This window comes from Niastella soli (assembly GCF_017742245.1).
Lineage (GTDB): Bacteria > Bacteroidota > Bacteroidia > Chitinophagales > Chitinophagaceae > Niastella > Niastella soli.
Genome location: NZ_JAGHKO010000001.1, coordinates 1,186,874 through 1,204,768 on the forward strand (window position 1 = coordinate 1,186,874; position 17,895 = coordinate 1,204,768).

General features: G+C 42.1%; 20 protein-coding genes. 8 read left to right on the forward strand and 12 right to left on the reverse strand.

What is annotated here, in order from left to right:
- Positions 1–50 precede the first annotated feature (50 nt).
- A complete protein-coding gene (locus tag J7I42_RS04685) occupies positions 51–998 on the forward strand; it encodes an NmrA/HSCARG family protein (protein WP_209137609.1) in 948 nt (315 codons plus the stop codon).
- A gap of 68 nt (positions 999–1,066) precedes the next feature.
- Here J7I42_RS04685 and J7I42_RS04690 read toward each other — a convergent pair whose 3' ends face one another.
- The gene (locus tag J7I42_RS04690; protein WP_209137610.1) at positions 1,067–2,329 is read right to left on the reverse strand and encodes a hypothetical protein; all 1,263 of its coding nucleotides are present in this window, start codon (positions 2,327–2,329) and stop codon (positions 1,067–1,069) included.
- 122 nt (positions 2,330–2,451) lie between these two features.
- Between J7I42_RS04690 and J7I42_RS04695 the strand changes: the two genes are divergently transcribed.
- Positions 2,452–3,633 carry a hypothetical protein gene (locus tag J7I42_RS04695; RefSeq protein WP_209137611.1) on the forward strand — a complete coding sequence of 394 codons (1,182 nt, stop codon included), beginning with the start codon at positions 2,452–2,454 and terminating at the stop codon, positions 3,631–3,633.
- A 62-nt stretch (positions 3,634–3,695) separates the two neighbouring features.
- Here the strand turns inward: J7I42_RS04695 and J7I42_RS04700 are convergent, their stop codons facing one another.
- The gene (locus J7I42_RS04700; RefSeq protein WP_209137612.1) at positions 3,696–4,082 is read right to left on the reverse strand and encodes a RidA family protein; all 387 of its coding nucleotides are present in this window, start codon (positions 4,080–4,082) and stop codon (positions 3,696–3,698) included.
- A 92-nt stretch (positions 4,083–4,174) separates the two neighbouring features.
- On the opposite strand from J7I42_RS04700, the gene J7I42_RS04705 reads away from it, so the two are divergent.
- Entirely contained in the window at positions 4,175–4,516 is a 342-nt protein-coding gene (locus tag J7I42_RS04705; RefSeq protein WP_209137613.1) for a HopJ type III effector protein, read from the forward strand.
- Here the strand turns inward: J7I42_RS04705 and J7I42_RS04710 are convergent, their stop codons facing one another.
- Complete coding sequence (locus J7I42_RS04710) at positions 4,517–5,182, reverse strand: DNA alkylation repair protein (RefSeq protein WP_209137614.1); 666 nt, start codon at positions 5,180–5,182, stop codon at positions 4,517–4,519.
- A 96-nt stretch (positions 5,183–5,278) separates the two neighbouring features.
- Here J7I42_RS04710 and J7I42_RS04715 point away from each other — a divergent pair, with 96 nt between their 5' ends.
- Positions 5,279–6,436: a geranylgeranyl reductase family protein gene (locus tag J7I42_RS04715; protein WP_209137615.1), complete on the forward strand. Its 1,158-nt coding sequence runs from the start codon at positions 5,279–5,281 to the stop codon at positions 6,434–6,436.
- Between the two features lie 91 nt (positions 6,437–6,527).
- Here the strand turns inward: J7I42_RS04715 and J7I42_RS04720 are convergent, their stop codons facing one another.
- Entirely contained in the window at positions 6,528–6,803 is a 276-nt protein-coding gene (locus J7I42_RS04720; RefSeq protein WP_209137616.1) for a hypothetical protein, read from the reverse strand.
- Positions 6,804–7,026: 223 nt separating this feature from the next.
- Here J7I42_RS04720 and J7I42_RS04725 point away from each other — a divergent pair, with 223 nt between their 5' ends.
- Both J7I42_RS04725 and J7I42_RS04730 read left to right on the forward strand, forming a co-directional pair.
- Entirely contained in the window at positions 7,027–7,866 is an 840-nt protein-coding gene (locus J7I42_RS04725; protein WP_209137617.1) for an NAD(P)-dependent oxidoreductase, read from the forward strand.
- 10 nt (positions 7,867–7,876) lie between these two features.
- Positions 7,877–8,908, forward strand: a complete 1,032-nt coding sequence (locus tag J7I42_RS04730) for a class 1 isoprenoid biosynthesis enzyme (RefSeq protein WP_209137618.1) — start codon at positions 7,877–7,879, stop codon at positions 8,906–8,908.
- Between the two features lie 92 nt (positions 8,909–9,000).
- Here J7I42_RS04730 and J7I42_RS04735 read toward each other — a convergent pair whose 3' ends face one another.
- From J7I42_RS04735 to J7I42_RS04745, 3 genes are all read right to left on the reverse strand, one after another.
- Positions 9,001–9,522, reverse strand: a complete 522-nt coding sequence (locus tag J7I42_RS04735) for a host-nuclease inhibitor Gam family protein (RefSeq protein WP_209137619.1) — start codon at positions 9,520–9,522, stop codon at positions 9,001–9,003.
- Positions 9,523–9,627: 105 nt separating this feature from the next.
- Positions 9,628–9,945 carry a hypothetical protein gene (locus J7I42_RS04740; RefSeq protein ID WP_209137620.1) on the reverse strand — a complete coding sequence of 106 codons (318 nt, stop codon included), beginning with the start codon at positions 9,943–9,945 and terminating at the stop codon, positions 9,628–9,630.
- Positions 9,920–10,408 carry a hypothetical protein gene (locus J7I42_RS04745; RefSeq protein ID WP_209137621.1) on the reverse strand — a complete coding sequence of 163 codons (489 nt, stop codon included), beginning with the start codon at positions 10,406–10,408 and terminating at the stop codon, positions 9,920–9,922. The genes J7I42_RS04740 and J7I42_RS04745 overlap by 26 nt, the downstream gene beginning before the upstream one ends.
- 336 nt (positions 10,409–10,744) lie before the next feature.
- On the opposite strand from J7I42_RS04745, the gene J7I42_RS04750 reads away from it, so the two are divergent.
- On the forward strand, positions 10,745–11,635 hold the full coding sequence (locus J7I42_RS04750) for an XRE family transcriptional regulator (RefSeq protein ID WP_209137622.1): 891 nt from the start codon (positions 10,745–10,747) through the stop codon (positions 11,633–11,635).
- A gap of 5 nt (positions 11,636–11,640) precedes the next feature.
- Here J7I42_RS04750 and J7I42_RS04755 read toward each other — a convergent pair whose 3' ends face one another.
- Both J7I42_RS04755 and J7I42_RS04760 read right to left on the reverse strand, forming a co-directional pair.
- Positions 11,641–11,829, reverse strand: coding sequence for an erythromycin esterase family protein (locus J7I42_RS04755; protein WP_209137623.1), 189 nt, complete (start codon positions 11,827–11,829; stop codon positions 11,641–11,643).
- Positions 11,830–12,079: 250 nt separating this feature from the next.
- Positions 12,080–13,210 (reverse strand): RtcB family protein, encoded by a 1,131-nt coding sequence (locus tag J7I42_RS04760; protein ID WP_209137624.1) that lies wholly within the window; start codon positions 13,208–13,210, stop codon positions 12,080–12,082.
- Positions 13,211–13,364: 154 nt separating this feature from the next.
- Between J7I42_RS04760 and J7I42_RS04765 the strand changes: the two genes are divergently transcribed.
- Entirely contained in the window at positions 13,365–14,096 is a 732-nt protein-coding gene (locus J7I42_RS04765; RefSeq protein ID WP_209137625.1) for a protein phosphatase 2C domain-containing protein, read from the forward strand.
- A gap of 10 nt (positions 14,097–14,106) precedes the next feature.
- Here the strand turns inward: J7I42_RS04765 and J7I42_RS04770 are convergent, their stop codons facing one another.
- The 3 genes from J7I42_RS04770 to J7I42_RS04780 are packed head-to-tail and all read right to left on the reverse strand — an operon-like array spanning position 14,107 to position 17,301.
- Entirely contained in the window at positions 14,107–14,601 is a 495-nt protein-coding gene (locus J7I42_RS04770; protein ID WP_209137626.1) for a phosphatase domain-containing putative toxin, read from the reverse strand.
- A gap of 3 nt (positions 14,602–14,604) precedes the next feature.
- Positions 14,605–14,952: a VOC family protein gene (locus J7I42_RS04775; RefSeq protein WP_209137627.1), complete on the reverse strand. Its 348-nt coding sequence runs from the start codon at positions 14,950–14,952 to the stop codon at positions 14,605–14,607.
- Between the two features lie 15 nt (positions 14,953–14,967).
- Positions 14,968–17,301, reverse strand: a complete 2,334-nt coding sequence (locus tag J7I42_RS04780) for an ABC transporter permease (protein ID WP_209137628.1) — start codon at positions 17,299–17,301, stop codon at positions 14,968–14,970.
- Positions 17,302–17,895: the final 594 nt, after the last annotated feature.

Below are 17,895 nucleotides of genomic sequence, written 5' to 3' on the forward strand. Positions count from 1 at the left end.
TGCCGGGAAAACAGTGCTTTTACAGTAAATTTCAGATAATAATAAATTATATGCCATCAAAACCAACAATCACCATATTCGGCGCCACCGGCGCACAGGGCGGCGGGTTAGCCCATGCTATTCTTCAAGATAAAAATAGCTCCTTCGCAGTCAGGGCCGTAACCCGTGACATCAATTCTGACAAAGCAAAAGAATTAGCCAACCTCGGTGCTGAATTGGTTGTCGCAAATATCGACGACCCACAGTCTGTCGAAAATGCCCTTGAGGGTGCCTATGGCGCCTATTTCGTTACTTTCTTCTGGGCACATTTTTCAGCAGAAAAAGAAAAGGAGGAAGCTGCCATATTTGTCGAGGCCGCAAAGAAAGCTGACTTGAAACATGTCATCTGGTCTACGTTGGAAGATACCCGTGAATACGTTCCACTCAACGATCAACGAATGCCAACCCTGCATGGTAAATATAAGGTGCCTCATTTCGATGGCAAAGGGGAATCAGATAAATTGTTTATTGCAGCCGGCATACCCACCACATTTATGCTCGCGTCTTTTTACTGGGATAATTTCATCTATTTTGGCGCAGGACCAAAACGAGGCGAGGATGGTAAGCTGGCACTTACACTTCCAATAGGCGATGCAAAGATGGCGGGCATAGCATCTGAAGACATTGGCAAATGTGCGTATGGCATTTTCAAAAAAGGAACAGAAATGGTGGGCAAAAGAATTGGAATAGCAGGTGAGCAATTAACGGGAAACGAAATGGCCAAAGAATTGAGCTCAGCTTTGGGAGAGCAGGTCGTTTACAATAAAGTTTCCGCGGAGACTTACAGAGGCTTTGGATTCCCTGGCGCCGATGATCTTGGAAATATGTTCCAGTTTTATGATGAGTTCGAAAAAGAATTAAATACGACAAGGGATGTCGACAGGTCCCGACAACTTAACCCAGAACTTATGAATTTTGAGCAATGGCTTAAAAAATATGCTAGCAAAATTCCTATTTGAGATAACTTAGTTACTCGAAAGAAAAGCAGTTATGGCTTATGCTATAACTGCTTTCATATTTATTCTTTTCACTCCATCTCATACACCTTTCCCCTCGCTCTAAATCTCGTATCCTTTACTGCTGCAGCCCCATTAAACCTGTATTGCACCCCAACAATGCCCGTAGGCTCATTTGGAAACGTTATTGTATAGGCCTTTTTGTTGTTTACATAAATAGTTGCCGTCTTATTAACCGTTTCTACCCGAAGCAATGTCCATTGGGTAAGGTCACAACCAAAACCCGACAGGTCGGCCGACTTGCTCTCCGCACCTGTGCCACAGAAATAAAGTTTCAGGTCGCCTACACAGGATTTTGCCGCCAGTGGAATAATGATGATATCATTCTTACACTGAATAAGCACCTGGGCGTAATGACAGGCGTTGGTACCGTCATCAAAGTTGTTTTTTACCTTGGTTTCAAAAGTAAAATTGTCGTTCATTAAATCGCCCATATCACGCTGATTGAAAAAACGAACGCGCGGCGCCGTTGATGTATGGCGGTATGGCGCCAACAGGGTGTCATTAACTTCAATAATACTATCTTTCTGGTATTGCTCTTTTTTGAAGTATATAGGTATTGGTTCTTCTTCAAGAAGACACAGCCATCCGTTTGAGGTGATCCAGACATCGTGTTTCTTCATAACCTGCCCATCGGCAATTAGTTTGGTCCTGAAAAAGCCGGGATAATAGTAAATGGCTGAATGTTCATTCTTATCGGCCGACACAAGCGTTTTGCGGGAAATATCCCAGGTTTGTACTATAAATAAAGAGTCTGGTTTTACTTTCGCGGTGTAGCGAAAGATCACGGAATTGGGTACTCCTTCGCTTATCATTTTGTTGGTGCTGAATTCGAATTGACTGGGATCATATCGATTTTGTTTATGCCGGGCAGCAAGGAATAAAAAATAGGCCCCCGCAATAAGGATCGCAACCCCAGCCACCATCTCCCCCGCATGCTTTAACTTTCGCTGAGGACGAGGCGACACAGGTTGAACGTTGGGCCCTTCCGTGGGGCGGTCCTCATTTTGTTTGAAGTTCAGCCAGTCAACAAAACCGGCAAATTGTGCCAGGGTATTCAAAGTGGTTAGGGTAGGCGCGCTTTCATACTTCAGCCGCCCCCAGATCCGCTTGAGGGTAGTCACACTCAGGCGTACCTGTGTACCCTCATAAATCGCTTCTGAAAGCTTTTCAAAATCGTAGGTCGTCCATTTATCACTAGCCCCCCGGTTAAATATGGTTTCTATCTGTTCGAGTACCCGGGACAGGTAATATTGCTCGTTGTTTTTGTCCATTTTCCTGATAAGATTTGATTGACGCCCATTTGCACCGGTTTGGCAAGCACTTGCACACGCGACTGGTCACCTGTGAATGTAACTTGTCTGTGCTAATACATAAAGTTAAAAAACAGACAGTTATGAACCCAACATTCAAAAAGATCTTCCTCATCCTCCTGTTGCTGCCCTTTGTTACTGTAGCTATGGCTCAAAAAAAGAAAGCCGCCACCCAGGAATTGACCATACCAATGGAGCCTGCCTATTGGCAGTATGACTCGTCAGGGATTGATTTTATCATGAATAGAAATGTCAAGGCCATCCATATAAAAGGTCCATCGCCGTTGGTGCCCAAAAATTTGCAATTTTCAAATGGCACCATTGAATACGATGTAGAGCTGGGTTATGGTTTTCCCGGCATTACCTTTCATCAGTCGGAAGACGGGAAAAAAGGAGATCAGTTTTACCTGCGGTACTTTGGGACCACTTCACCGGAAAGCAGGACTACCCTTCAATATGCGGCAATTATCGACGGCATGAGCATGTGGGACATGACCGATGAATACCAGGCTGGTACTACACTCAATATCCCTGGTTGGAACCATGTGAAACTGGTTGTATCGGGAAAACAAATGAAAGCATTTGTCAATAACATGGACCGCCCGGCGATGTTAGTTCCTTATCTGGAGGGCAACATTGAAAAAGGGGGCATTTCTTTTTCCGGCGGAGAGGTTACTATTGCCAACCTGGTAATAAAACCTGATGTCGTCGAGGACCTGGCCCCTGGTCCCGGTTATATTCCTACTTACAACGATACCCGCTACCTCCGGCATTGGCAAGTGAGCGAGACCAGTGATTTTGCATATGGAAAAGAAATTCTTCCCACCCTGCCATATATGGGTGGAACCAGGGCACGCGCTACTTTACCAGATAGCACCACAAAATGGACACCCATAGCAGCTGAGGTTCGCGACCTGGTGAATCTGACCAGGATTTTTGGAGGGGTAAAAAACAACAATCGCCGGCTGGTCTGGTTGAAAACAACGATTGAATCAGATAAAGAGCAGGAGCGTATACTCCATCTGGGCTTCAGCGATGAAATATGGTTATTTGTAAATGGACAGATATTATATACCGACAAAAACCATTTCGGATCTCCTGGTCAGAAATTTCCAGCCGGGCGGTGTACAATTGAAAACACCCAGGTGAAATTACCGTTGAAGAAGGGCAGGAATGAGATCCTGATAGGACTGGCCAACTATTTTTATGGCTGGGGAATCATTGCAAGACTCGATGATACGGATGGTATTCACTTACCTAAATAGTTAATCAATTTACCAAGCAAAAGCGCAACCCTATACTTAGGATTTGCGCTTTTGTTTTATACCTATTTATTAATTATTGCTATCGCTTCTACTTCCAGCAACAGTTCATCTTTAACAAACCTGCTTACTTCAAGCGTTGTAGATGCAGGGGGTGTAGCGAGATTAATATACTTGTCTCTCACCTTCTTGAATACAGGAAGATTAGATACGTCAGTCAAATAATTAGTCAATTTGACAACATTATTCATGTTACCGCCAGCCTTTTCCACAATTTGCTTAATGCCAGAGAAAATGTGTTCGGCCTGTTGCTCAAAATTATCTTTTCCAACCGTATTGCCGTCAGCATCGAAAGCCACCTGGCCAGAAAGAATTATCATTTTGGAAACTCCTAAATCAACTTCAACATATTTAGAATAGCCAGCGGGCGAAATGTCTTTAAAATTAACCATGATTAATTCGATTATTTATTGCAAAGATGCCACCTTTTACCTGGCTGAAAAAAGAAAAAAAGCATTTAAATAGTTGAGCTTACATTTGCGGAATGAAAGAACAAATAACTATCCTGATCGAAAAATTAAAGAACAATTCTGTTACATTCAAAGAAGTAATAGAGTTTATAGAAACTTACTACCAACATCAACCCACCGCCTTTAAAAATGGGGATGCAAATAATGAGGCCACTCAAAATCAGGGTAGCGCCAAGGTTTTTTCATTTGCACAATTAAATAACCTGAGCAAGGAAGACACGCTTTATTTATTTGCAGAACATTATCAGGCTGTATTAAATACCCCTAACGGAACAGATCACCAAAACATCAGGCAGTTTATGGCACATGGCTGGCCTGGGATCGCTTTTGAAGGACAGGCACTGGCTGCAAAATAATTAACCCTGTCTGCGTACCATCTCATTGATCCAAATAGGCGCAAAGGGAGATGTACAACCTTTTGAAACAGGGTAATCCCGATAGATGCCGAGCTTTTCTCCTATAGCCAGGGCCCGCTTACGATGCTCTGGAAAACAAATGCCAATTTGCGCCAGCGTTGTGTTCATTGTCCATTGAACCTCCGATGGCGCAGTCGCCATTTCTTTCTCAATACGGTCAAGCAGGGCAGAAAGGTCAAGTCCATCGGGATTTCTAGTTACCCGTCCAGCTGTCAGGCTCCAACCGGCACGCGCACACATATGATTTTTGGCCTGCATCCATTTAACTCGAAGCTCTTCATTATGGGGATGTACTTTAACCACATTCGAATTCAACCAGTCGGCCAGCTGAACAAAATTGACTGATAATACCTTCTCCTCCATTTCCTTTACCGATAATTGCTTGGGGTCAATGATCAGTGTAGCCAGCAATCGTGCATCCACATTCCCGGTTTCCCACAAATCCATCGCCAATTGGTGATCGGCTTTTATTGTATTGGCCACTGTTCTTATGTCGCCCATTTTTACCCCAAACTGGTTATCATCGGCGCCACGTTTTTTATTTTGCATTCGCATCTTGTCGTTTCCTAGCGACTTTAGCTTTGCGAGTGTTTCTTTCAGCGTCATGTTTTAGTATTTTAATGAAGTGACAAGAGCAAAAGATGGGAAAAAGGAGTTTAAAGAACGTAATATGTATAAATTTACGAGTTCAATTCAATACAAATGGGCGCAATAGTAAATTCTCACAATAGTGACCATTACGATGTAATTATCGTGGGCGCAGGGCCGGCAGGCTGCGCCTGTGCTATGGCGCTCAAAAATTCAGGACTGCGGGTAGCCCTCATAGACAAACATCAGTTCCCACGGGATAAAGTGTGTGGGGATGCCATTCCGGGCCGGGCCATTAAATTACTTCATGAAATAGATCCGAAGTTTGCAGCAAGGTTAGCGGCTTTTTCTGAAAAACTACCCACCCGTAGTACGCTTTGTTATTATAACAATAAGAAGCTTGATTTTACCTGGACATTAGAGGCTTATACCGTTACCCGGGAGCACTTCGATAATTTTCTTTTTGATGCGCTCAAAAACAGCCCTGAGATCCATACGCTGGAAGGCATTGTGGTAAGCGATATTGTAAGGTCTGCCAATGGATATACTGTGATAACAAAGGACAGCAACAAACGCTACGAATGCACGATGCTGATTGGCGCCGATGGCATTAACGGCGTTACGGCTAAAAAACTTACCAACCGCGAGATGGATAGAAAACATCATGTTGCGGGCGTGCGGGCCTATTACAGCGGCGTTTCGGGGATGGAAGATACCTGCACAGAAGTGTATTTCGACAAAAAATACCTGCCCGGATATTTTTGGGTATTCCCTATCAAAGGCGGCATGGTGAATGCAGGCATGGGCATTTTATCTGACATGGTTGTTCGAAACAAGATCAACGTCAAAAACGCCTTTTATGATTTTATTGAACGGTCACCCGTATTAAAAGAAAAGTTCAAAGATGCCAGTTTAGTAGGATCATTACAAGGTTGCGGGCTTCCCATGGGGTCACGTTGGGTAACTATGAGTGGAGATCATTTTTTATTAGTGGGAGATGCCGCCTCGCTGATTGACCCGGTGAGTGGAGATGGTATAGGCAATGCGGTTCTCAGTGGTAAACTGGCAGCAGAACAGGTGAAACAATGTTTTGCAACCAACAACTTTAGTGAAGCATTTGTAAAAAGCTACGAGCAGTTGCTGTATAAAAAAGCCGGTGCCGATATGCGTAGAAAAACAAAGGTGTTGAAAACAATGGCCCGCATGCCCTTTCTTTTTGAAGCCGCTTTTGTAGTTGGCCAAAACAGGATCATAAAAAAGTTTATGAAGTAAGCATAAAAAAAGGCCCACTCCGCATTAACCGGAACAGACCTGATTTTTCTTTGTGTGTATCGTACTTTTTTCAGGTATTTATTGGAAGACCCTATTTCTTACGCCTGGTTTTCTTTTCCCCTGTTTCGTTATAAAACACTTGCAGCATCATCTTATTTTCGACTCCCACCAATGAGGCTATCATATAAATATCATCCAACCTGAATTGCCCCGGTTGTTCAATGAGTTTATTAAAGGTAATATGATGCATACCCAGGTCGTGGGCCAATACAGTTTTAGGAAGAATCTCTATTAACTCGGCCAGACTATTTAACTGGCCGCTTGTGATTAGTTTGTATAATGTATTATAGCGGGGATCCTTCGCCATTTCACAATAATATGGGGAAATAGAGCTATATGCGCCAAATCTGTCACATAATGACTATAGAAAGTACGTTTCGTATCTTTTTTATGTCATTTATTGACTTTATTAAGTATGATCCGTCTTTTATTTCATTCCCATCATAGTAAACTCCGGTGATTTCCCTGATTTTAAAAGAATCCTCCAGCCCATATTTCCTAAAATCCCCAATCTTTGCAAAAACATTGTCATGAAAGCATTTTTAGGTATGGGTTTATTGGGCTCCAATTTTGTGCGAGCCATGATAAAACAGGGAGAAAAAGTACAGGTTTGGAACCGTACCGTTTCAAAAGCACAGGAGCTGGAAAAGGAAGGCGCTAAAGCATTTGTACATGCGGCTGATGCGGTAAAGGGTGCTACTGAGATCCATCTTGCCTTAAAAGACGATGCAGCCGTTGATGAAGTGCTGAAAGCCGCCGAACCTGGCCTTACACCTGGCGCTATGATCATCGATCATACTACCACGTCAAAAGAAGGGGCTATTAACAGGACCAGGGCATGGAAGGAGAAAGGGTTTACTTATCAGCACGCTCCCGTGTTTATGGGCCCTGTAAACGCGTTGGAGAGCACTGGTTATATGTTGATATCCGGTGATGAGGCTGTTATTGCTACGCTAACGCCTTCTTTGTCTAAAATAACCGGCAAGCTGATCAACTTTGGGCCAGAAGTTGGTAAGGCCGCCGCGATGAAACTTGTTGGCAATGCATTTCTGGTTTGCCTGACCGCCTCCCTAAAAGACACGCTTACCCTCTCCAATTCATTGGATGTGTCCCTTGATGAACTACTTACGCTTTTCAGTATGTGGAACCCCGGCACGCTTATATCAGGCCGCTTGCAACGCATGACAGGTGCAGATCACAGTAAACCATCATGGGAGTTGAATATGGCACGTAAAGACACCCAGCTATTTCTGGATGCCACTCAACAAGCAGGTAACCAACTGGTTTTAATGCCGGCTATCGCTGCACTTATGGATGAGTTCATCAAAAAAGGATTTGGCAACCACGACTGGACGGTGATTGGAAAATAATACCCCACTAATGCACAAAAACAATCGCCCTACAGTTAGCAACTACCGTATCCTTAGCACTATGCTGATGATCTACTGGCGGGTTAAAAAACAGGAACGATATCTTAAAAATTATCTTCCCAACCTGCTGGGTGCTGTTGTGCCAGATTATCAGCAGTCATTTTCTGACAAGGACATTAAAAGAATCACCAAATACTGGCAACTAGCCCTGAATTTAGTTTGCGACAACATATATAAATTAACCGGTCGGCAATTAAGTGAGGAAGAAAACAAACGCATTATCCTGCTGAGCGTTTTCGGGCCTTTATTCGACGATCTATTTGATGATAACATCCTGAATTACGAGCAGATCACTTCGCTGGTATCGAACCCTGAAACATATGTAGCGCAAAACAAAACCGACCGGCTGGCGGCAGCGATATACCTTGAATTGTTGCGTAGAATGCCTCGTCAACAACAGTTCATTGAACATTTGCAAACAGTTGCTCACTGGCAACAGGAATCGCTTAAACAATTAAATAGTAATATCTCAGAAGCAGCACTGCAGGAGATCACTTACAAAAAAAGTTATTTTGCCGTGCTCATCTTTTGCGCGGTGCTGGACCATTATCCTGATCAGAAAATGCTGGAGATACTTTATCCTGCTGCCGGCCTTATGCAACTGACCAACGATGCTTTTGATGTTTGGAAAGATGTGCATAAAGGGGTTTATACGCTTCCAAATCTGTACCGGAATTTCGAGCAGTTACAGCAATTGTTCCTAAATGAAACGAGCACTATTAATCAAAGAATATGGCAATTGCCATATTCCGTAAAAGCCAAACAAACTTTTGCCATTATTATTCATTCTCTGCACGCCATGGGATGGATGTCGCTGGGGCAGCTGCGACAGGTTACGGCAGGCGTTCCTTCATTTGAAGGTTTAAAACAATTAAGCCGGAAGGAACTGATTTGCGATATGGACAGTTTTCAACAGCAATTGAAATGGCTGCGACATATTCGACATTTTACCAATTATTTCGACGGAGAAAAAAAGAAATAAATGCCGCTCTGTAGAAACAGAACGGCTCTACTTACTAGCTATGGTACAAGAAAAATTTTAATCAGAGCCTTAAACATTTCTTTTTAGGACCATTATGCAACGCGGAGCAATGTTTGTAATTTGGCTTCTACGAAAAATGTTTCATCCTGCACCACGTCTACAAAACAGGTCTTTTGAAGATCCTGGAACTGCTGTTCTTCACGCATTGCGATAATGGCTTCTTTGTCGAGCTCACATTTTACCCGTACCAAAGAAGGAAATTTTTCTTTTACCATATCAAGCACATCTTCCCAACTAAATTTCCTGTCTTTGGTAACCTTGGGTGTTCCTGTGCGAAAACCGATCACACTGTGCAATAATTCAACACTTTTGCGTTTGCCCCAATTGCATTTCTGCTCTTTCGCGTATGTCTCCAATACTTCCATTTGTTTTTCTTTTTCCATATTGAGCTGAATGATCTCATGCTGGAACTGGTCTCTTATTCTGTTTATGCGATCGTTCAGTTGCGCTTCTATAACACCAAGCCGTGCAGACACTTCAGCGTATTTGGCAGACGCCTCCTGGGCTTCATCATAATTGACATTGATGATCAGTTTCTTTTTTTCGCGGAACATAGTTGTAAGATTTTATGGTTTAATAATTAGATAAATTGTTTCGACAAAAGATGCCCCTTACGGCCTTTTTGAAAACCGTTTACATAGAAAATCCTTATGTGTTTCTTAATTAAACTGTTTATGCACTTCTACTGCCAATACGTGCAGCTTATTACCCAAATAACAGGTCGGATTATTGATATAGTCGGTATACAGTATGCGTAATGCAAATGCCTGTGCAGGCGTGAAACTAATGGTGTAATCTGTTTGGTTTTTGATCAGCTTTACATATAACCGCTCTCTTATTTCAGCCAGAACCGCATAATGCAGTTTATCGTCATCATCGGCCGGATCGCTATCAAGGATTGTTTCTATTCTCTGTTTTAAGGTTTCTGCCAATTGCCGTTTCATTTCAAACTTATACTTGCGCTGGCTGTAACTCATCAAAATAACCTTTTACCGGTTCATAATATTTCATAAATTTTTCATCCTGCACATTCAGCCAGTTATAGCCGCTTCTTATACCTTTAATAACGCCTGCATGATCAGTTGCACCTGTAAGATTGGCTAACAAGCTATAAGGAATGTGTGGGAATTTTTTCTTTCCTACCATCCACAACAGTTTTCGCATGGTTGGCCGGTCGTTCGCCCTGCTTTTATCACTCACCCAGGAAAGTTGTACGTTCCAGCAATCACACATTGCTTCAAACAACTGCTTCACATCTTCTTCCACCATTTTATTTGAATACCGGGGTATTAATATTACCTCAATGCCCGCCTGCTGCTGAATCTCGTATTGCGCTCGTGTTATTACATGACTTACGATCGATAATTCTCTCCTCGTATGCACATTCATAGTACTTCCGTTTTTGTAGGTTGTGTTCTGTTGTAAAAGCATATGTGTCATAATCTGTCGGTTTTTATACAGTTAATAAATCGGTTAAACAATGAAATCCTGCATGGAAGGAACCAATCTGCACAAGAGGTGGTTTTGAAATAGAGCCCGGGAGAAGATGTCAATTTTTCAGGCAATTTCAGTTTTCATGTTTTAGGTAGTGACTTTTGACCCGTGGTATCCGCATGGATTCTGGCTACCAGGGCGGTTGTGTGTTGTTCCATAGTACGGTTTCGTTGTTTTTTTGCATACTTTTAGCTCTCTGCATATTTGTATCGCAATTCGATACAGCAAATATATGCCTCATTTTTCGACAATTCTAATTTTTGGGGCACAAATTTTTAATTTATGTCAACTTTTTTTGCAAACAATCTTTCCTACTTAAGGAAGAAAAAAGGGCTGACTCAGGCGGAAGTGGCTACTGCATTGGGTTTAAAGCGTAATACATTCTCGAATTACGAAACAACCCATTCAGAACCAGATTTGGGTACATTGGAAAAAATTGCCTCATTTTTCGACATTTCAATAGATGAGCTGGTGAGCGTGGATCTGTCGAAAGGAGGCCTGGTGGCGTATAAAGAAGATGAAAACACCGAAAACTTAGTAAATGATAGTCACATTGTTACGAGTGACAAAAATCAATTGTTACCTCCGGTTGAAGAGGATATGCCCGTTTCTGTAGTGGGCAACACCCTCTTTCCGTACCGCCGGTTTCAAGCCCCAAAAATTATCACTGTCGATAGCCAGGGGGAAGAAAATATCATTTATGTGCCGGTAAAAGCCAGGGCGGGATATATGTCGGGTTATGGGGATGCATTGTTTATTCAATCCTTATCGGCTTACCGGTTGCCGGGGTATACGAATGGCACCTACCGCATATTTGAAGTGGAAGGACATTCCATGTTCCCTACTTTACAGGATGCTGATCGCGTAATTGCACGCTGGGCCGATATTTCTGAAGTTCGGGATGACCGGGTTTATGTACTGGTTACCCGCTTTCAGGGCGTACTGATCAAACGCCTGATCAACCGGTATCATGAGGGAAAGATCATTGTAAAAAGCGATAATAATCAAACAGGCGAATTCCCCACTATTGTATTGGATGTGGAGGAGGTAGCAGAGATCTGGTATGTAGTAGAACGCTGGACAAGACAATTACCCGGACCCGGTGAAATTTATAAACGCCTGGTAAATATTGAAGCCGAGCTGGCCATGCTTAAACAAAAGATGGGGCAATAACAGGCTCAAACTCCGAATGGATAGGTTTCAGGCATTTCATTTCCTGTTGGCAAATGCAACGGGTGCAATGCCTGAGTGGTATCAAAAAACATAAAAGCGTCATAACGTTCGCTCATAATGGTCGGGACATAATTACCATATTTTTCCCGCTTGGGGTGGTACACCACACCAATGGCCCGGTGATCGATCTCCATATCGAACAGCTCGCTTGTTTAGAAGATCTTCTCCGCCTTCAGGTAACTTTTTGGACAACCTTTTTGCATTTTCGCCCCAATTGCACCCGGAATTTTGATGACTTAACAGGGACCTAACAAGGACCTAACAAGGACCTAACAGGGATAAAGTCCCTGTTAGGTCCGGGTGAGCTCCCTGCCAGCTCCTTGGGAATTCGGCTGATGCCTTTCCCCGGGCCGTTTACTTTTGATACCCCTCTTTGCAGTTGAGCTAAATTTCTGAATACTTAATTGTTACCACAGGATTGGTGTGCGTTACCTTTTTTAGATATGGCTGATGTTTGAATATGTCTACCGAATCCTTATAGGCAAAATCAAACTCCTGAATATATCCCTGAGGGAAATTGCCTGACCTGTCCAACAACTCAGGAAATCGCTCCTTATAGGCCCTGCGCTGCTTTTCCTTCAAAACGGTTTTCCAGTACTTCATGGCATCAAAGCGCGACAACTTTCGTCCGGCCCCGTGCGCACAGGAAAACAATGCTGCTCCGGCATCTGATAAATTGCCTGGCTGTACCAATAAACTTCCCCTTGACATGGAGAGCGGGATCACCACAGTTTTACCTTTCTCCAGTTCCGTACTTCCTTTCCGGTGTATTATACCCTGCTCATTAAACCGCAAATGATTATGAATGGAATCTTCCAATAAATAAGGCGTTCCATTCAAAGCTCCTTTGTGATCTTTTTCTTTAAAATTGGCCTGCAGGTAATTTCTGTCAATTGATGCTTTAGTACATTGAATGTAATTGGCATTCTGTAAAAAGACCAGTGTTTTAAAACAGAAATTCTTTCTCCTTTCATAACCAAATTGCAAGGTCTCGTTATAATACTTCAGAAAATCGGCTTTTAAAAAATCCCTATGTACAAAATCAACCTCCTGCCCATATTGAAGGGAGAAATCCCTGGTTAACTGAATACATTGTTGATACAAGGCAATTCCCCGATCTCTGGTGCCCGTATGGCAAAAAATATAAATCGCATTCGCGTCTTCTTCAATGGAAAGAAAGTGATTGCCGCCGCCAAGTCCATCATCCGTCATTTTATGATGGGCGAAATTTAAAGCTCTGTAATGAGCTGCTTTATCGAATGGCCTTAGCCAATACCCCTTGTCTATTTTAAGATACATTACGCCACACCCGATATCTTTTCCGGTGATCAGGGGGTAGCAATAATCTGACGTTTCAAAGGCTACGCCCACAGGCAAAGCCTTTTCACTGCAGTAATGAATATCGGTAAAAGCACAAATGTTGTTTACAAATGGCTTCTGCGCATACTGCTGCAATTGATCCATAGCATTCTCTTCAATGCTATTGGCATCACAATAGAACCCAATAGGTTGCATGTTCTTTAATTTGGAATAAAAAAGATTAGATCGCGGGGCGTTGGTAGGAACATCTGCCCCTTACAGAGATGTCAGCAGCCGATATTATCGGTAGTGCAAAGATAGAAAAACCTTATAAATTTCAAATAGGGTATTAATTTTGCACTATTCCTTCATGAGAATATATACCACACTTACCATCGGCGAACACCATACCAATCATTGTGAAGACTATTTAATTACAGCCGAAATTGGTAAAGAGAAAATCCTTTGCGCCGTAATGGACGGATGTTCAATGGGCACTGACAGCTATTTTGCAGCTACTTTAACCGGAAAGCTGCTTAGAAAATTTGCCAATGAATATAGTTATAAAGAATTCATTTCTAAGAAATCAGACAATTTACAACAGACGCTGGAGGGAATTATCAGGCAGCTTTTTTGGGAATTGCATGTTTTGAAAAACTCACTTCAACTTAACTGGGACGAGGTTCTAAATACATTACTGATTGCTGTTGTTGATGTCAGTAATGCCACCGGCGAATTCCTTTGTATTGGTGATGGACTAATTTGCATTAATGGAGAGTTTTTTGAATTTGAACAAAACAACAAACCAGACTACCTGGGCTATCATTTACAGGAGGATTTCGACAGCTGGCTTTCCAATCAAAAACAAAGGATTTCCGCTCAAAGTATCCGGGACTTCAGTCTGGTAACCGATGGCATTTTTACTTTTAGCAGGCATAATAATCAATTATATCAACAATCGGGCAACGTAGCTGATCTGCTGTTAATTGATAAGGCAGGTTGCGAATCAGCCAATATGCTGGACCGCAAACGTATTGATATTGAGAAAGAATGGGGACTTAAACCAATGGACGATCTGGCTATTATCAGGGGAATTTTTTAGTGATTGAAGTTTAAACCGATTTCTCCCTGCTTCTAAGCCATTGCACCTGTTGCTCTGTGTCAGGCACTTTGAGTCCTCTGGCTGAAGTTATCTTTTGGAGGATCTGATCGGTTTTGAAACCATACTTTAGCAAAATACTGGCGGCAATTATTGAAGAGCGGCCTATACCCATGCGACAATGTATAACAACCTTGACTCCTGCCTGAATCTTTTGAGCAAGTTGACCGATAAGCTGATCAACTTTACTGCCCTTATCAGGAATGTTCCGGTCAACAATTGGGAAATTAATAAGGTCAAGCGAATGCTTGCTACAAAATGATGCCTGATTTTTCAATCCCAATTCACTTACTTCATGCGGTTCCAATAAAGAAACCCAAACTCCAACATGTTGCTTTTTGAGTTTGATGATCTCCTCTTCCAACCAGTCGTCGCCCCGTGGCCTGGGCATAATGCCCAATGCTGCTCCATTATCAAATTGATAGACCCAATAAATTTTTGTGTACATATTCTATTTCTTATACAACTCAACCCTTCTTCCATCAGGATCTTTAATGATTGCCATAAAACCATAATCAGTTTGCATGGGTTCCGATACAAATTCCACACCCCTGTCTTTTAAGGTAATAACAGCATTATCAAAATCATCAAGGGCAAAACCTAGCCTTAGTTCTTTATCAGCTTCGGTTTGCCCTTTTGCCAGGGGGTAAATCTCCAGAGTAGTATGCCCGATAGACGCGGAATAATGATATGGAGACTTCCCATGTTTATGATATTCGAATGTCAATCCTAATAACGTATAAAAGTCTGCCAGCCTGGCGATCTCTGATGATCTTATAACGAGTAGCCTTAATTCCATGCTACAATATAATGCTTATTCACTTCGTAATGAGTTAACCGGGTTTGCCATCGCGGTTCGTATAGCGTTAAAACTGATGGTTAAAGCAGCAATAAATATAGCTATGACCCCGGAAAGCGGCACAATCCACCAACTGGCTTCCGTTCTGTAACTAAAATGTTGCAAAAAGTAATTTATAAACAACAAGGCCAAAGGAGAGGCGATCAATACTGCAATAACAACCAACCAAATAAAATCCTTTGTCAATAACGTGGTAACCCTTGTTACGCTTGCGCCCAGCACCTTCCGAATACCGATCTCCCGCTTCCTTAACTCACCCATGTAGGTGGTAAGCCCTAAGAGTCCCATACAGGCAATAAAAATTGCTATTATCGCAAATGAATTTATCAGCATCAATACATTTTTACGTTGCTTGAAAGAATTGGCAACGTCTGTTTCGGCAAATTGCAGCTCGGTAATATAACCAGGATTGTACTTTTTCAGTATTTCCTCAATGGTTGTAATATTTTGTAGTGTGGTAAACCCTGCTTTTAATCTGATATTTAAAATGCCTGCCCTTTTCTCAAACCTGATCATGGCGGGTCTGGCGATCTCATTTGGGGAACCCTGGTAAAAATCTTTTACTACACCCACTATTGTCCAGTTAACATTGCCGTCTTTTATGAGTTGTCCGATAGGGTTGGCGAAGCCTAATACCTGTGCTGCACTTTCATTAATAACAACAGATGCTGTATCTGTATGATAGGTCTCATAATCCAGATCTCTTCCTGCCGTTAGTGCGAGTCCGTTTGTTTTTACAAAATTACCGGGGCTTGTGATCAGACTGAAATAGGTATTCTTGCTTTTCTCTCCACCTGCCCATTCCAGCCCATTTAGCCAGCCAGCGGGTCTTGTTACAGGCGTATTACTTTTACATATGGCCGCTACCATACCGGTATTCATCAGCTCCTGTTTAACTACTTCATATTGCCGTTTGAGATCCCTGGTCAATGGATGATATACCAGTTCCTCTTTTACAAAACCAGGATCTCTGTTCTCGGTATAATTAACCTGTTTACGGAAAATGATGGTAAAATTGATCAGGAATATGGCTATTACAAACTGACTTACAACAAGTATACGGCGCGGGGTGATCAATACTGTTTTATTGTTGAATACTCCCTTTAATACCTTAACCGGCATAAACGAGGATAAATAAAAAGCAGGATAGCTACCCGCCAATAAGCCTGTTAAAAATATAAAGGTGGAGGCTGATAACCAGAAAGCAGGCGATTCCCAGGGAATATTTACCGGAACTTTTGCCAGCCTGCTAAAAGAAGGCCAGATCAGTTGAACCATACATATAGCAATACAGCCGGAGAAAATAGCCAGTAATGTTGATTCCGTAATAAACTGAATAACCAACGACTTTCTTGCTGCGCCCATCACTTTTCTTACTCCCACTTCTTTTGCTCTTTTCTCACTCCGGGCAGTGGTGAGGTTCATAAAATTTATACACCCGATCAGGAGCATCACTGCTGCCAGCAGGTAAAGAAAAATAAGTTCACCATCTGTTTCCGGATTTCCATTTGCATCGAAATGACGTTGCAAATTCATTTTACTGACTGCATGTAAAAACACCTGCTTCCCTTCCTCATTTTTGCTGTGTTCACTAATTATATTGGCAATCTGCTTATTAACGGTTTTTACATCGTCCGGATTTTTTAATTCAACATAGGTTTTGGCAAAATTGTTATCCCATTTTGCATTGTTCTCTACCCAGGGTAATAAATATTCAAATTGAAAGGAGCTGTTAGCGGGAATGTCTTTCAGCACACCAGTAACCGTAAAATTTTGCGTGCTATCCAGTCGAAGGTTCTTATTTACCGGATTCTCTGTGCCGAAGATCTTTTTGGCAAGACTTTCTGTAATAACTATGCTCTGCGGGTCTTTTAAAGCGGTGCGTTTATTCCCGGTTATCAATGGGAAACTGAACATATCCAGAAAGGCAGCATCAGCATAACACCCATCAACCTGTATTTTTTTGTCATTATAATCGAACATTTTACCAGTGGGCACCACTCTTGTCATTTGTTTGATCAGCGGATATTCCTTCAGCAAGGCCGGTCCCAGCGGCGCCGAATTAACATCACCAGTTTGCACTCCGCCGCCTGCCATTGTTTTACCATACACTTTAAAAACCCGGTCTTTCTTTTCATGAAACTGATCAATACTATACTTGTACTGGATATTCAATAACAATAATCCCGCACCGGCCATTCCCAAGGCCAAACCGGATATACTGATAAAAGAAAACAATCCATTCTTAAACAGATTGCGGATAGCCGTTTTGAAATAGTTTTTGATCATATTTTTTATCAACTGAAAGTATGCCAGCCTGTTACGATGTACTAAACCAATGATTTATAAAACACTAAAGCGTATACATGTTCGGTATCGATACAGCCACTGTTCGCTTTTTACCACATTAGATGTTCACACCTATCGGCCTGATCGACACGATCATCCCTTAAAAATGCATACTTATTAAATTTAAGCCACCTTCCGGGACGGACATGCAACGCTTACACTTACTACCCTGGACAAAACAAATAAAAGACTGGAAGGTACTTTTAGCGCGGTGATCTATAAACATGCCCCAGACATCGATAGCATGATTATGGGCAGTTCAATATTTACTATAAATAAACAAAAGAACTGCCGTTCGCTATTCTGATAAATTCTGAATAGAAACAGCAGCTCAAAAAAAACTACATTTTTTTTTAAAAGGAAAAGACGACGATGCAATTGACCGCTACAAGATGGAAATTATTTTTTATATCAGTTCAATTTTCCAATAACCGTGCAGTTTTGGCAATAAGTGTGTTGTTTTTGCCAATAAACGTGCAGGCAGCATAAGACTACCGTTCCAACTTTGAAAAAATCGCTCTTGCTCATTACCCT

What these genes read in the sequence shown, in the direction of transcription:
- J7I42_RS04685 (WP_209137609.1), top strand. Translation starts at nt 51, where the DNA reads ATGCCATCAAAACCAACAATCACCATATTCGGCGCCACCGGCGCACAG.
- J7I42_RS04690 (WP_209137610.1), bottom strand. Translation starts at nt 2,329, where the DNA reads ATGGACAAAAACAACGAGCAATATTACCTGTCCCGGGTACTCGAACAG.
- J7I42_RS04695 (WP_209137611.1), top strand. Translation starts at nt 2,452, where the DNA reads ATGAACCCAACATTCAAAAAGATCTTCCTCATCCTCCTGTTGCTGCCC.
- J7I42_RS04700 (WP_209137612.1), bottom strand. Translation starts at nt 4,082, where the DNA reads ATGGTTAATTTTAAAGACATTTCGCCCGCTGGCTATTCTAAATATGTT.
- J7I42_RS04705 (WP_209137613.1), top strand. Translation starts at nt 4,175, where the DNA reads ATGAAAGAACAAATAACTATCCTGATCGAAAAATTAAAGAACAATTCT.
- J7I42_RS04710 (WP_209137614.1), bottom strand. Translation starts at nt 5,182, where the DNA reads ATGACGCTGAAAGAAACACTCGCAAAGCTAAAGTCGCTAGGAAACGAC.
- J7I42_RS04715 (WP_209137615.1), top strand. Translation starts at nt 5,279, where the DNA reads ATGGGCGCAATAGTAAATTCTCACAATAGTGACCATTACGATGTAATT.
- J7I42_RS04720 (WP_209137616.1), bottom strand. Translation starts at nt 6,803, where the DNA reads ATGGCGAAGGATCCCCGCTATAATACATTATACAAACTAATCACAAGC.
- J7I42_RS04725 (WP_209137617.1), top strand. Translation starts at nt 7,027, where the DNA reads ATGAAAGCATTTTTAGGTATGGGTTTATTGGGCTCCAATTTTGTGCGA.
- J7I42_RS04730 (WP_209137618.1), top strand. Translation starts at nt 7,877, where the DNA reads ATGCACAAAAACAATCGCCCTACAGTTAGCAACTACCGTATCCTTAGC.
- J7I42_RS04735 (WP_209137619.1), bottom strand. Translation starts at nt 9,522, where the DNA reads ATGTTCCGCGAAAAAAAGAAACTGATCATCAATGTCAATTATGATGAA.
- J7I42_RS04740 (WP_209137620.1), bottom strand. Translation starts at nt 9,945, where the DNA reads ATGAGTTACAGCCAGCGCAAGTATAAGTTTGAAATGAAACGGCAATTG.
- J7I42_RS04745 (WP_209137621.1), bottom strand. Translation starts at nt 10,408, where the DNA reads ATGACACATATGCTTTTACAACAGAACACAACCTACAAAAACGGAAGT.
- J7I42_RS04750 (WP_209137622.1), top strand. Translation starts at nt 10,745, where the DNA reads ATGTCAACTTTTTTTGCAAACAATCTTTCCTACTTAAGGAAGAAAAAA.
- J7I42_RS04755 (WP_209137623.1), bottom strand. Translation starts at nt 11,829, where the DNA reads ATGGAGATCGATCACCGGGCCATTGGTGTGGTGTACCACCCCAAGCGG.
- J7I42_RS04760 (WP_209137624.1), bottom strand. Translation starts at nt 13,210, where the DNA reads ATGCAACCTATTGGGTTCTATTGTGATGCCAATAGCATTGAAGAGAAT.
- J7I42_RS04765 (WP_209137625.1), top strand. Translation starts at nt 13,365, where the DNA reads ATGAGAATATATACCACACTTACCATCGGCGAACACCATACCAATCAT.
- J7I42_RS04770 (WP_209137626.1), bottom strand. Translation starts at nt 14,601, where the DNA reads ATGTACACAAAAATTTATTGGGTCTATCAATTTGATAATGGAGCAGCA.
- J7I42_RS04775 (WP_209137627.1), bottom strand. Translation starts at nt 14,952, where the DNA reads ATGGAATTAAGGCTACTCGTTATAAGATCATCAGAGATCGCCAGGCTG.
- J7I42_RS04780 (WP_209137628.1), bottom strand. Translation starts at nt 17,301, where the DNA reads ATGATCAAAAACTATTTCAAAACGGCTATCCGCAATCTGTTTAAGAAT.